Origin of the sequence: Serratia montpellierensis, assembly GCF_020858655.1 — a bacterium.
In the GTDB taxonomy this organism is placed as follows: Bacteria; Pseudomonadota; Gammaproteobacteria; order Enterobacterales; family Enterobacteriaceae; genus Serratia; species Serratia montpellierensis.
The window spans coordinates 244,807-257,478 of the sequence record NZ_VOSN01000022.1 but is presented as its reverse complement, the minus strand read 5'-3'; the positions used below and the strand labels follow the sequence as shown (position 1 = coordinate 257,478).

Sequence of the window (12,672 nt, the reverse complement as noted above, 5' to 3'; positions counted from 1 at the left end):
ACCGGCACCGGCACCGGTTCGGCGGTGCCGTTGATCGTCTACGGTCTGGTACCCGCCGCGGGCACCACCCCGGCGGCCGGTGCGTACAGCGACACCGTCACCATGACCGTGACCTGGTGATTTTTACCGCCAACGGAGCGCCACAACGGCGCTCCGTCATTCGCCAAGATAATAATATTCCCACCTTCACTTTCATTATCCCAAACAGGATCACCCTCCGCCGTATCCTGTCTGCGATCTCGCTTAAAAATAAATAAAGTTTTTAATCTTTTAGCGCGACATTCTCGCGTTCTTATTCTATTAATTAATCTGTAAATAGATTAATGCATTTGACTCATTTTTCGGGCTTTTTGGCAGGCTTCTCTACTACGGCAAGGAACCACGATGAAAAAGACTCTGGCGGCATTAACCTCGGCAGCGCTTCTGCTGTGCGCCTCTGGCACCACCTACGCGGCGGGCACCATTCAGGGTACGCTGGGCGTCACCCTGACTATCGGCGCCGGCTGCGTGGTCACCGGCGGCACCAGCTCCGGCACCACCAACAGCTTCGGCTCCATCAGCTTCGGCACTTACTCCTCACTGGCTAACGTCATCACCGCCAGCGCCACCGGCAGCGGCGGCACCGGCACGCTGGGGCTGAACTGCACCACCGGCACCAACTATACCGTGGCGCTGGACAACGGCCTCAACGCCACCGGCAGCCAGCGGCGCATGGCCAGCAGCGTACCGGCCTATATCAACTATAACCTCTACCAGGACAACGCCCACGCCCTGCCGTGGAACAACACCACCGGCGTGCTGACCGGCACCGGCACCGGTTCGGCGGTGCCGCTGATCGTCTACGGTCTGGTACCCGCCTCAGGCACCACCCCGGCGGCCGGCGCGTACAGCGACACCGTCACCATGACCGTCACCTGGTAAACATGACACGCCAGGCCGTCACCTGCATGCTGCTGACGTTGGCGGGCGCCTGCCATGCCAACGTCAATACCGCGACGGTGGGCGTCAGCGCCACCCTGGTCAAGTCCTGCGTCGCCGGTACCACCAGCGGCGGCAATACCACGTTCGGCACCTTTAACTTCGGCACCGTCTATTTCCTCAATACCGCAATCATGGTGGTGGGCCAGGCAAACGCCGGCGCTCTGCAAATCAACTGCAACAACGGCACCAGTTACACGGTGCTGCTCAGCGGCGGACAGAGCGGCAATACCGCGGCGCGTTACTTGCAAAGCGCGGCGGGCGCCCGTGTGAACTACAACCTGTATACCAGCGCCAGCTATGCCACCATCTGGGATAACGTCACCGGCGTGACGCAGACGGCCACCGGCCAAAGCGTCTGGCTGCCGGTGTACGGCATGATCCCGGTACAGGCGACGCCGGCGACGGGCACCTATACGGATACGGTGCAGGTGACGATAAATTGGTGATGAACGGAATGCTGCGCACCCTGCTGCTGGCGGCGCTGATCGGCGCCCCGACGGCCCATGCCGATACCGTCAGCCAAGGCTTCACGGTCAACGCTTCGATCATCAAAGGCTGCGTGCTCGGCAGCGGCGTCACCAACGTTACCTCGTTCGGCAGCATGAGCTTCGGCCAGGTGGCGTCTTTGAGCAGCCCGATAAAAATCGTCTCAAGCGCCGGCGCCGGCTCCATTGTGATCCGCTGCAACCCCGGGCTCAGCGTTTCCCTGGGGTTGAACGTCGGCAATAACGTCACCGGCTCCATCGCCGGCGGGCGAAAACTGTTGAACTCGGTGACGTCGGAAACGCTGGTGTACCAGCTCTACCAGGATGCCAACTACGCCGTTTTGTGGGGCGACGGCGGCAACGGCGGCGCCGTTCAAACCGTCTCCTCCACCGGCAGTACGCAAGAAATAAAAATCTACGCCAGTTTAATGGCGAGCAGCACCTTGCCCACCAGCGGCACCTACAACGATACGGTCTTAGTGACGGTGAGTTATTGAGCTTTTAAAAAGGATCACATTATGCGTAGTACTCTGCTTCGCCTGCCCCTGCTGGCAGGATTGCTGTTAGCCGGTCAACCGCAGGCCTTCGCCGCCGCCTCCATTCTGATTTGGCCTATCGACCCGGCGATTGAAGACAATCAGCAAGCGACGGCCCTGTGGCTGGAAAACCGCGACAGCAAACCGGTCTATATGCAGATCCGCGTGCTCGGCTGGCAACAAACCGGCGGTAAGGACGACTATCGCAACCAGAGCGACGTGGTCGCCAGCCCGCCGGTCGCCACCATTCTCCCCGGCAAACGCCAGCTGATTCGCCTGATCAAGCAGACCCCGGTCGCCGCCGGACAAGAACGGGCTTACCGGATACTGGTTGACGAAGTGCCCATCAAGGATAAAGACGGCGCGGCACCCGACAAGGGTGCGCAGATGGGGCTGAAATTCCAGATGCGTTATTCGGTGCCGCTGTTCGTCAGCGGCAAAGGCGTCTGGACCAAGCAAGACTTCGAACACCCCCGCGATTATGCCAGCGCCAACCAGCCGAAGCTCAGCTACCGGCTGCTGCAACAAAACAGCCAGCGCTGGCTCGACGTGCGCAATGACGGCATCGTGCACGCTCGCCTGTCGCAGGTCAGCATCCAGGGTAAGCCGCTCAACAACGGGCTGCTGGGCTACGTGCTGCCGGGTTCGCAAATGCGCTTCGCCCTGCCGCCTTCGGGCAGCTTCGCCGCCGGCAAGCTGCAGGCGATGGTCAACGACAACAAGCAACCCGTAACCATTCCGTCTTACTGAGCCTGAGGTGCAGGTGAAGCGGATCTCGTCGCCGGCCACGCGCGGCATGCAGCTCAAGCCGCTGGCCCTGGCCGTACTCTGTATGGCGGTGGAGCTGTGGCCGCCGCACGCCGCCGCCGACGACCTTCCTCCGCCGCCCAGCGCCATCAGCATGCCGGACACCACGCTGTATCTGGAGCCGGTGGTGAACGGCCGCCAGACCGGCAAAGTGGTGCCGGTCACCTACCGCGGCGGCCACTACTATTTGACGCCGCAGCAACTGAGCGACGCCGGCCTGCCGGTGGCGGACAAGCAAGCGAAAGAGATCGCCGTCGATCAATTGGATAAGGTCGACGTCACCTACAGCGGCGAAACGCAGCAGCTGCTGATCTCGGTGCCCAACGACTGGCTGCCCAAACAAACCCTCGGCGACGCCAACCCGAAGCAGCGGCTGCCGGCGCAAAGCAGCCTGGGCTTTTTGCTGAATTACGACGCCTACGTCAGCCAGAGCGGCGGGCGCGGCAATCCGGGCTATTTTTCCGCCTGGAGCGAACAGCGGCTGTTCGACGGCTTCGGCGTTATCGCCAACACCGGCATTTTCCGCAGCAGCTTCAACGGCGAGACCGCCGCACAGCAGAACAATCGCTATATCCGCTACGACAGCAGCTGGCGCTACAGCGACGACGACACCATGCTCAGCTATACCGCCGGCGATCTCACGACCGGCTCGCTGCCCTGGACCAGCTCGGTGCGCGTCGGCGGCCTGCAGGTGGCACGCAACTTCGCCACCCGGCCGGATCTGATTACCTATCCGCTGCCGCAGTTCTCCGGCCAGGCCGCCGTGCCGAGCAGCGTCGATCTGTACATCAACAGCTATAAGAACACCTCCGTCAGCGTGAACCCCGGCCCGTTCACCCTGAATACCGTGCCTTACATCAACGGCGCCGGCCAGGCGACGGTGGTCACCACCGACGCGCTCGGCCGCCAGATCAGCACCACGGTGCCGTTCTATGTCGCCAGCTCGCTGCTGCAGGCCGGGCTGAGCGATTTCAGCCTCTCGGCGGGTGCGCTGCGTCAAAATTACGGCTACCGTTCCGCAGACTACGGCCAATGGGTGGCCAGCGGCAGCGGGCGTTACGGCGTCACTGATTGGTTGACGCTCGAAGGGCGGGCGGAAGGCGCGGCTGAGCTGGCGGTCACCGGCGCCGGCGCCGGTGTGCGCATCGGGCAGTTGGGGGTCCTCAACGCCTCCTACAGCTACAGCCAGGCGGGCAGCGATGCGTTCAACGCCCCGCCGGTTACGCCCCTTTATTACGATCCGATCACCGGCCAACCGGTGCAACAACCGGATGCCGGACCGGTCTATCAGTACACCGGCCGCCACGGCGATCAAACCAGCCTGAGTTACACCTACAGCAACTCGCTATTCAGCCTCAACGCGCAACGGGTACTGCGCAGCGCGGACTTTGGCGACCTCTCCACCTACAAGAGCAGCTACCGCCTGAGCCGCCGCACCGACCAGCTGACCGGCAGCATCGGCCTGAGCCGCTTCGGCAGCCTGGGCGCCGGTTATTTCGACGTGCGCGACGCCATCGGCCAGCGTACCCGCCTGGTCAACCTGTCGTACAGCCTGACGCTGTGGCGCAATATCAGCCTGTACGCCTCGGCGAACCGCGAGATCGGCGGCGACGGTTACAGCTCGCAGCTGCAGATCAGCATTCCGTTCGATGCCTGGGGCACCGCCAACGTCAGCACCGCCCGCGACGCCGGTAATCGCTGGAGCGAACGCGTCGCGTACAGCCGCGCCGCGCCGACCGACGGCGGTTTCGGCTGGAACCTGGCCTACGCCGGCGGTCAAGGCAGCAACAGCGATTACCGCCAGGCAGACCTGACCTGGCGCACCTCGCTGTTGGAAACCCGCGCCGGGCTGTACGGCAACCGTAACGATTACACCCGCTGGGGCGAAGTCAGCGGTTCGCTGGTGGCGATGAACGGTGGCGTGTATGCCACCAACACCATCAACGACGCCTTTGCCCTGGTTTCGACCAACGGCTACGCCGGCATTCCGGTCAGCTACGAGAACCAGCGCATCGGCGTCACCAACGACAAAGGCTACCTGTTGGTGCCCACCGTCACTTCGTATTACCACGCCAAATTCCAGATTGATCCGCTCAATCTGCCGGCGGACGTCAATTTACCGTCGGTAGAAAAAACCGTCGCCATTCGCGATCACAGCGGCTACCTGGTCGAATTCCCCGTCCAGCGCCTTTCTGCCGCCGACGTGGAGCTGGTCGATGCGCAAGGCAAACCGCTGGCCAACGGCAGCCAGGTGGCGGTGATCGGCAGCAATCAACAAAGCTACGTCGGGTGGGATGGCATGACCTATATCGACCCGGTGCAGCAGCACAACCGGCTGAGCGTGATTCCAGCCGACGGCGGTCCGCCGTGTCAGGTCAGTTTCAGCCTGGCCAATCCGCAGGGGCTGCAACGCGTCGGTCCCCTCGTCTGCCAGTAACACACGGAGAAGAAAAACGATGTCTCGGAAACTGAAAATGTTTTTGGCGGCGCTGCTGCTGCTGTGTGGGCAACGCGCGCTGGCGGACTGCGCCACCACCAACGGCACGGTGACCCTGCCCAGCAGCAACTCCTTCGCCGTCTACAACGGCCAGATCAGCGCTCAGGGTACCGCCGGGCTCAACTGTACCGGGCTCGGCCTTAACCTACTGACGCAAAATACCGTCACGGTCAAGATCGCTTCCACCACCAACAATATGGCCCTGCTGAACGGCAACGGCTCCGGCGATAAAATTTCCTATCTCATCTACCCGGATGCCAACTACCAATATCCCTACAGCGTCGGCCAGACCATCGACTACAGCTCGCTGAACCTGCTGTCGCTGATCCTGATCTCTTCCAACGTCAACTTTCCGGTGTACATCAAAACCGTGGCGGGGGCGAATGTCAGCGCCGGCACCTATACCGACACCATCAACCTGGTGTGGAACTACCATATCTGCGGCCTGGGCCTGATAGGGCTGTGTATCTGGTGGGACGGCACCAACCAACCCAGCACCGTGACCATCACCGCGGTCATCACCAAAAGCTGCCTGATTAACACCGCCAACAACGTCAACTTCGGCAGCATGGCGCTGGTGGGGCAATTTAACCCGATCAACCAGAGCATCACCCTGACCTGCACCAAATCCCAGTCCTACAGCTCTTACTTTACCAATGGCAACAACCCCATCACCGGTTGGCGGCAAATGCTCAGCGGCACCAGCAACTTCCTCCAGTATCAGATCTACCTGCCCAACACCAGCACCGTATGGAGCAGCACCAACGCGCAAAGCGGCACCGGCACCGGCCTGGCGCAAAGCATTCCCTTTACCGCCGCGATCAATTCGGCTCAGACCGAAGTGCCGATCGGCACCTATCAGGATAACGTCAGCTATGTGGTGACCTATTAGCGCGGCCGCTAGCCGCTCAGGAAGAATGTTGCCAGAATGTATTTTTATGTGGCATTTTTTGCTCATTTGGCTATGCTCATACCGATGGCCCTACTGGTCTAACCTCCTACCACATCATTGAGCAAGGAGTTCCCATGAGCAAAACCGTCGTAAAAATTGGCAGCTTCGAGGTCGATGACGCGCATCTTCACGCCGGCGCCGACCGCGCCGGCACCCTGAGCATTCCCTGCAAGTCCGATCCGGACCTGTGTATGCAGCTCGACGGCTGGGATGAACACACCAGCATTCCGGCGATCCTTGATGGCAAACAGTCGCTGCTGTACAAGCAGCACTACGATCGGCAGGCGGACGCCTGGGTGATGCGACTGGCATGAAAATACGCCGGGCCTGCTGACGACGCGCTGCTTTCATCGGAAACAGCGCGTTTTTTTATGCGATGGCGATGCCGCGGCCGGCAAAGAAAGGGGTGAAGCGGTTGAGCGGCAGCTGTACCCGCTCGCGCGTCGCCGGGCTGTCGCCCGAAGGGTTGTGGAAGGTCACGCTTTGCGCATCGGCGGCGGTAATCAGCACCAGATGCCCGCCCCGCTGCGGCGGCAGGCTCTCGGGCCGGCGAATGGAGGGATGCACCGAGGCGATAAAGTAGCGGTATTGGCTAAGCAGCGCCGATACGTCGGCGGCCTCCAGCCCCACCTTCACCTCCGCTTGCAGCGCAAACTGCTCGCGCACGTACTCGACGAACGGCGCGTAAATCAGCCCTTTGATCCGCTCCCCTTCGCGCACATAGGCACCGTAAGGCAGGCTGCGCCGCGCCAGCTCCAGCAGCGACGGCGCTTCGCCGTCGCGGTGGCCCAGCACCATTTTCAGGCAGGCCATGCCGCACACGTGGTTGGCCCACTCGACGTACTCGGCCCGATCGCGGGCACCGCTGCGCGCCCAATTCTCGTCTTGCGCCAGCGTCGCGCGGCCGGCGATCAGATCGGCGGCCAGCTCCGGGCTCGCCCACTGACACTCGTAGGGAACGGCGCGAATCCGTTTAGAACTTGTCGACGACGTTGAAATTCATCAGCACCAGCGTCATATCCGGCGAGAACAGATCGTACTCTTCGAAGAAGCGCTGCAGCTCTTTGCGCCAATGCGCCAGCGAACGATCGCCCTCACCTTCGGCAAAGGCGTGCGCTTCATCGACCTGATCGTACGTTTTCATTTCCACCGCGGTCAGCTCAACCGCGCAGACCGGTTCCCCCTTGCCGTCCACCACCAGGAACAGATCGCCGGCCTGCGGGATCCCTTCGCCGTCCAGGTTGGAACAGGTGGCCGTTTTGGTGCCGTTCAAAATCAATTGCACTACTTCATCGGCCTGCTGTTCGGTATCGCCGAACGCCCAGCGCTCAAGGTGCTCGTATTTCTGTGGAATTGCCGTCGCCATGATTATACCTTTTGGAAAAATGCCTCAATGCAGACAGGATAGTACAACGTATTGCCGGCCGTCTGCATCCGTCGCAAGCGCGACTGCGCGTTCCGCCACCGCCGCCTTTACGAGTTTTTACCGTTCTTCGCTGTGCCTGCCGCGCTGCCGGGCGCATACTGTGGACATTATTCACCCAATGGCAACCGCCAGGCGGCAACATGCGGCAAGACGACATCGATGCTGACGATACCTTCAGCGATTTACTCAACGGCGTCGCCCTGGTGACGCTTTTCCTCATCACCCTCGTCGGCGGGTGGTATTTCAGTTAAGGAGGCAACGTGGCAACAAAACGCATGGGCAACAAACTCAGTAAAATGGTCGTAGTGCTGCTGCTGATCTGCCTGGCGTTGCTGCTGTTGCGTTGGGCGGCGATCGCCTTCGGTTAATCCCATGCAACGACGCCGGCTACACGCCGGCGTCCTGCTCACCGCCGTCGCGGCGCGGTCGGCTCCAGCAACTCCCGCAAATAGGCCAGACGCGCTTCCCCTTGTGGCAACCAGAGGTGACACAGCCAATGTTGCGTTTCACCCGTGCGGCTGAGGCGGTAGTACTCCGCCAAGGTTTCGACCCAGTTCATGATGTGTTCTCCTGCTTTTCGACACCGCAAGTATTGGGCGTAAAAACCAGAAGAAATACTGATGGCTTGTTTTTTATGCTTCCTGTTTTAGGTGGCCGGTAGCGAAGCCACAGTTCAGCTGCTACATTGGGCAAAAATCAACCAACCGAGGTAGGCCATGACGTTCTCGGAACAGGAGATTAAACCCGTATGGGATGAGGTCGCACGCCTGATCGGCGACGGCGTGATGCAGCTGCGCCATCGCGGCGAAGCGCTGTCGGTGGAAACGCTGGAAAAACATCTGGCGCGGCAGCTGGCGGACAGCAACGATATCGAACGGCGCATCCTGCTCGGCGCCGCCATCAACATGTTGAAAGGCGGAAAATGAATCGCCAACCGAAAAGGTTGGCGATCCGACAGAAGCCCGAGGTATGCAAGCCCGGCCTTCTGCGCGCTACTATGTCACGCTAATATGACGGAATTAATAGGAATTGTCGGGTTTTTGCCCAAAACGCCCTATTTTTGTTGCCCGCATTACGCCAACACGAAATCGCCGGCATCCAGCGGCTGCCCCACCACTTTCACCAGGAAATCGCTGGCGCCAAAAGCGCCGCCCAGGTTGATCGCCACGTCGCTGACGTGACTTTGCGCGTCATAGCTCAGCATCGCTTCACCCGCCTTGCCGCTGAACTGATCGACGAAGCGAATGCCGTCCGCGCTGCCGGTGTTGAACAGCGTCAGATCGATCTTGTCTTCACCGCGCACGAAGTCGCGGATCCAATCCGGTGCCGCCGCCGTCGACTCATCCGCCGCGAAATAGACGAAGGTGTCCTTGCCGGCGCCGCCCCACAGCTGATCCGCCCCTTTGCCGCCGTACAGCACATCATCGCCCGCGCCGCCCTTGAGCACGTTGTCGGCGGCGTTGCCCACCAGCACATCGTTGCCCGATCCGCCGATGGCATTTTCAATCGTCACACCTGCGGCGATAGACACGTTGCCTTTCAGCCCGCCAACGTCCGAGAACGCTTTTTCATTCAGGTTGATGCGCTGATTCTGGCCGAAGCCGGAGAAGTCGAAGGTGTCGTTACCGCCGGCATCCCAAGCGGTGAAAACAATCTTGTCCTGCGCGCCGGTGGCGGTGAGGAAGTCGCGATCGGTATTGGAATTAAAGCCGTAGATCGTATCGCCGGTGCGGGTGTTCATGTTGGCGCCGTAGAAATGCTGGATCGCCGTGATGTCGTTGAGCAGCGGCCCGGAAGAGTATGCGCCTTTAAAGTCCTGCCCGGTGTTGCTTTCGCTGAAATAGCTCATCACGCTGTGGGCACGGCTGTCCTCGAAATAGGTCGCGTCCTTGCCGTAGGTGATGCTGACGCCCGGCGCGGCGTTATAGTCGCCCGGATGCTGCAGCCCCAGCGCATGGCCGATTTCATGGGTGAAGGTCTGGCGACCGTACTCGTTCTCATGGATCTGATTGTTGACGAAGGTATGGTTCTTGGCGTTATACCAGGTTTGCCCGGCAACCGAAGGCGAGGTGTCCGGGTTATACGCAAAGGCATAGGAGCCGCGCGAGCTGTAGTCGAACAGGCCGAACTTGATGTTGGCGGCGGCGGTGTTGCTGGTTTCGGTAAAGGTGATGTTGGCCACGTCGGACCATGACTGTAACGACAGTTTGGCCTGCTCGCGCTGTTCGGCGTTAAAGCTGCTGAAGCCGCTGATGCCCATGCTCGACATGTTGCCCGGCGCCTTTTCCCAGAAGCTGTAGGTCAGAGAGACCGGCGTGTCGGTCACGCCCTTGTCGTGCCAACTGCGATCGCCGCGCACCAGCTCCAGGCCGGCGTTTTCGAACGTTTTCGACGGATGAAGCACGGTAATGGTGTCGTCTTCATCGGGTTTATAAGCGCCCAGCAGGGCTAATACGCCTTCGGCCTTAACGGAAGCATTGCTTGATGACATAACCTTATCTCCATATTCGTCAATTCAATTGGGGGGATGCCCCAACTGGCGGATTGCCTGAACGGCAGCGGCCCGGTGTTGAATCAATACGGGGATATCGGTAATGCGGTGGCGCCTTCCCTCGGCACTCTGAATGAGAACGATAATCCCTTAAGAGAAAAGAATAGACACATTTCCGCCGAGTACAGATTTTTCTTAGATAAAGTCCGACTATGCATTTGCGCCATACGAATGATTTTCAAGATAATCATCCGCATTATCACGATGAGCGGAAAAAACGCATAAAAAAACCGGGGCAATCCAACCCCGGTTATCCATAAGAAACTCTGGACTCAGACTAACCAACCGAGCAGCAGCGTCGCACCAATGACCGTGGAAGCGCCGCCAATGCGCGTGGCGATTTGGGCAAACGGCATCAACCCCATACGGTTCGACGCCGACAGGATCGCCACATCGCCGGTGCCGCCCAGGCCACTGTGACAACAGGTGACGATCGCCGCCTCCACCGGGAACATCTTCAGGTAAGGCGCAATCAGGAAACTGACCAGCCCCATCGACAGCACCACCGAGCCGCAGACCACCACATAACCGACCGAGAACACCGCCACCACGCTTTCCAGCGGCACGTACAGCATGCCCAGACCGATCATCAGCGGCCACACCAGCGCCGTGGAGACGAACTTGTAGAAACTGTGCGCGCCGGTTTCCATCGAGGCCGGGATCACCCGACAATACTTGCACAACACCGCGAACAGGATCATCAGCACCGGGCCGGGGATATGCACGATATGTTCGAACAGGCCACCGACGATAAAGAAGGCGCAGATCACCAGCAACCCACCGCCCATCAGTTGGAAATCGACGTTGCCGCTTTGCTCCTTGATGGCGAACATCGCGTTCTCCTGCGCCGAGCGTATCAGCATGCCGTCGCCGCTCAGGGCCTTGCGCTGCATGCCGATGCGCGCCAGCACCCCGGCGGTCACGATGGCGAAGATGTTGCCCAGCACCGCCGCCGGCGCCAGCTGCGCAACGTAGACATCCGGCGTCGAACCCAGGATCGCCGAATAGGCCAGCGACAGCGGTAAAATCCCCTCGCCGATGCCGCCGCCGATGATCGGCACGATGATGAAGAAGAAGGTGTGATAAAAGGTAAAACCGAACAGCTTGCCCACCAGCAGCCCGGTGATCACCGCCGTGATCGTTCCCACCACCAGCGGCACGAACATGCGAATCATCCCCTGGATCAGGATCACCCGGTTCATGCCGAGAATGCTGCCGACCACCAGACTGGCGATGACGAAATACAGCAGATTGGCGTCTTTCATCAGCAAATGGACGGTGCCCATGACGTTGGGCTGGAACACATTGAAATAGACCAACACCGACGGCACCATCAAACACAGAATGGCCGGCCCGCCGATATCGCGCAGCACGGGAATACTTTTCCCCAACTGCGCCAGCGCAAAGCCCAGCGTCATTATCACCGCCAGGCCGCCGATCATATTTTTCGGCAGGAAGTTGGCATAGGCAGAAATCGCCACGATGGCGCAAATCGTGATAAACAACGCGATCGGTACCGCGCCGATATCTATTTGACGAAGTTGATTAATTAATCCTGAGGATTCGGACGATGCCGTATTTTTATCACAGGCCAGTTCTGCATTTATCTGTTTCATTATTCACCCTGCTGACAAGCGTACAGTACGGTTAGATTCACCTGGCGCAACATCCCGCCATTGCCAAGAAAAAACAAATGATTACGAAAAATCCTATTGTGGATTTCGCTTTTTCTAATAAGAAATAAAACAGTAGACAGCCCTGAAGATATGATAAAAAATAAAAATGCAAAACTAAATTACACCGACGAAATTCAATATTGTGACCCTCCGCCAAGGTTGGTTTTAATTAATTATCGTCAGCATTTTGTAATTAAAGTAAGCAGGTTTAAATTCGCTGCTATGCTATAGGAGGGCGAAAAAGCCCCCTGTTTTATTAATAAAGAACCGGAAACGCAGTAGCTGAATCCGGTCAGCTTGATCCGAACCTTAATCCTGCGCGCGGCACCGCTCGGGAAAGAGGCATAATATGACTCATAAGGAAGTAGAATATGTCTTCACGCGCTGTTACCCCACAAACCCTCGCTCGCTACGGCATCCATCAGGCCGCCGACGTCGTCTATAACCCCAGCTATGAATTGCTGTTCGCCGAAGAGACCCGCGCCGACCTGCCGCCGCTGGAACGCGGCACCCTCACCCAGCTGGGTGCGGTCAACGTCGCGACCGGTGAATTCACCGGCCGTTCGCCGAAGGACAAATACATCGTGCGCGACGACACCACGCGCGATACCGTCTGGTGGTCGGACAACGGCACCGGCAAGAACGACAACCAGCCGCTCTCCCCGGAAGTCTGGCAGCATCTGAAAACGTTGGTGGGCAACCAGCTCTCCGGCAAGCGTTTGTTCGTGGTGGACGCGTTCTGCGGCGCCAACGCCGACACA

General features: G+C 59.6%; 16 protein-coding genes. 11 read left to right on the top strand and 5 right to left on the bottom strand.

The features are described from left to right. The 8 genes from FUU19_RS23475 to FUU19_RS23440 all read left to right on the top strand — a co-directional run. Nucleotides 1–120 (top strand): spore coat protein U domain-containing protein (locus FUU19_RS23475; RefSeq protein ID WP_230507438.1); only part of this gene is annotated, 120 nt, incomplete at its 5' end. A gap of 264 nt (nucleotides 121–384) precedes the next feature. Next, nucleotides 385–921 carry a Csu type fimbrial protein gene (locus tag FUU19_RS23470; protein WP_230507401.1) on the top strand — a complete coding sequence of 179 codons (537 nt, stop codon included), beginning with the start codon at nucleotides 385–387 and terminating at the stop codon, nucleotides 919–921. Nucleotides 922–923: 2 nt separating this feature from the next. Beyond that, the gene (locus FUU19_RS23465) at nucleotides 924–1,427 is read left to right on the top strand and encodes a Csu type fimbrial protein (protein WP_197833895.1); all 504 of its coding nucleotides are present in this window, start codon (nucleotides 924–926) and stop codon (nucleotides 1,425–1,427) included. Beyond that, nucleotides 1,421–1,963, top strand: coding sequence for a Csu type fimbrial protein (locus tag FUU19_RS23460; protein ID WP_141969223.1), 543 nt, complete (start codon nucleotides 1,421–1,423; stop codon nucleotides 1,961–1,963). Before FUU19_RS23465 ends, FUU19_RS23460 begins: the two co-directional genes overlap by 7 nt. Nucleotides 1,964–1,984: 21 nt before the next feature. Beyond that, nucleotides 1,985–2,752, top strand: coding sequence for a fimbrial biogenesis chaperone (locus tag FUU19_RS23455; protein WP_230490496.1), 768 nt, complete (start codon nucleotides 1,985–1,987; stop codon nucleotides 2,750–2,752). Between the two features lie 46 nt (nucleotides 2,753–2,798). Next, the gene (locus FUU19_RS23450) at nucleotides 2,799–5,246 is read left to right on the top strand and encodes a fimbria/pilus outer membrane usher protein (RefSeq protein ID WP_430726496.1); all 2,448 of its coding nucleotides are present in this window, start codon (nucleotides 2,799–2,801) and stop codon (nucleotides 5,244–5,246) included. Nucleotides 5,247–5,265: 19 nt separating this feature from the next. After that, complete coding sequence (locus FUU19_RS23445) at nucleotides 5,266–6,198, top strand: Csu type fimbrial protein (protein WP_230490495.1); 933 nt, start codon at nucleotides 5,266–5,268, stop codon at nucleotides 6,196–6,198. 134 nt (nucleotides 6,199–6,332) lie between these two features. Further along, complete coding sequence (locus tag FUU19_RS23440) at nucleotides 6,333–6,572, top strand: DUF1480 family protein (protein WP_004931517.1); 240 nt, start codon at nucleotides 6,333–6,335, stop codon at nucleotides 6,570–6,572. Nucleotides 6,573–6,627: 55 nt separating this feature from the next. Here FUU19_RS23440 and FUU19_RS23435 read toward each other — a convergent pair whose 3' ends face one another. Next, on the bottom strand, nucleotides 6,628–7,227 hold the full coding sequence (locus tag FUU19_RS23435) for a C39 family peptidase (RefSeq protein WP_197833897.1): 600 nt from the start codon (nucleotides 7,225–7,227) through the stop codon (nucleotides 6,628–6,630). Between the two features lie 4 nt (nucleotides 7,228–7,231). Further along, nucleotides 7,232–7,624 (bottom strand): ASCH domain-containing protein, encoded by a 393-nt coding sequence (locus FUU19_RS23430; RefSeq protein WP_049295454.1) that lies wholly within the window; start codon nucleotides 7,622–7,624, stop codon nucleotides 7,232–7,234. A gap of 335 nt (nucleotides 7,625–7,959) precedes the next feature. Between FUU19_RS23430 and yniD the strand changes: the two genes are divergently transcribed. Continuing rightward, nucleotides 7,960–8,052: a small membrane protein YniD gene (gene yniD, locus FUU19_RS23425; protein ID WP_016928013.1), complete on the top strand. Its 93-nt coding sequence runs from the start codon at nucleotides 7,960–7,962 to the stop codon at nucleotides 8,050–8,052. Nucleotides 8,053–8,090: 38 nt separating this feature from the next. On the opposite strand, the gene FUU19_RS23420 is transcribed toward yniD, so the two are convergent. Further along, a complete protein-coding gene (locus FUU19_RS23420) occupies nucleotides 8,091–8,243 on the bottom strand; it encodes a hypothetical protein (protein WP_230490494.1) in 153 nt (50 codons plus the stop codon). A gap of 157 nt (nucleotides 8,244–8,400) precedes the next feature. Here FUU19_RS23420 and FUU19_RS23415 point away from each other — a divergent pair, with 157 nt between their 5' ends. Continuing rightward, nucleotides 8,401–8,610, top strand: a complete 210-nt coding sequence (locus FUU19_RS23415; RefSeq protein ID WP_004931526.1) for a hypothetical protein — start codon at nucleotides 8,401–8,403, stop codon at nucleotides 8,608–8,610. A gap of 146 nt (nucleotides 8,611–8,756) precedes the next feature. Here the strand turns inward: FUU19_RS23415 and FUU19_RS23410 are convergent, their stop codons facing one another. Both FUU19_RS23410 and FUU19_RS23405 read right to left on the bottom strand, forming a co-directional pair. Next, nucleotides 8,757–10,175, bottom strand: coding sequence for a serralysin family metalloprotease (locus FUU19_RS23410; protein ID WP_049186267.1), 1,419 nt, complete (start codon nucleotides 10,173–10,175; stop codon nucleotides 8,757–8,759). Between the two features lie 332 nt (nucleotides 10,176–10,507). Next, a complete protein-coding gene (locus FUU19_RS23405; protein WP_016928018.1) occupies nucleotides 10,508–11,851 on the bottom strand; it encodes a 2-hydroxycarboxylate transporter family protein in 1,344 nt (447 codons plus the stop codon). Between the two features lie 431 nt (nucleotides 11,852–12,282). Between FUU19_RS23405 and FUU19_RS23400 the strand changes: the two genes are divergently transcribed. Continuing rightward, the coding region (locus FUU19_RS23400) for a phosphoenolpyruvate carboxykinase (ATP) (RefSeq protein WP_230490492.1) at nucleotides 12,283–12,672 on the top strand (390 nt) is incomplete at its 3' end.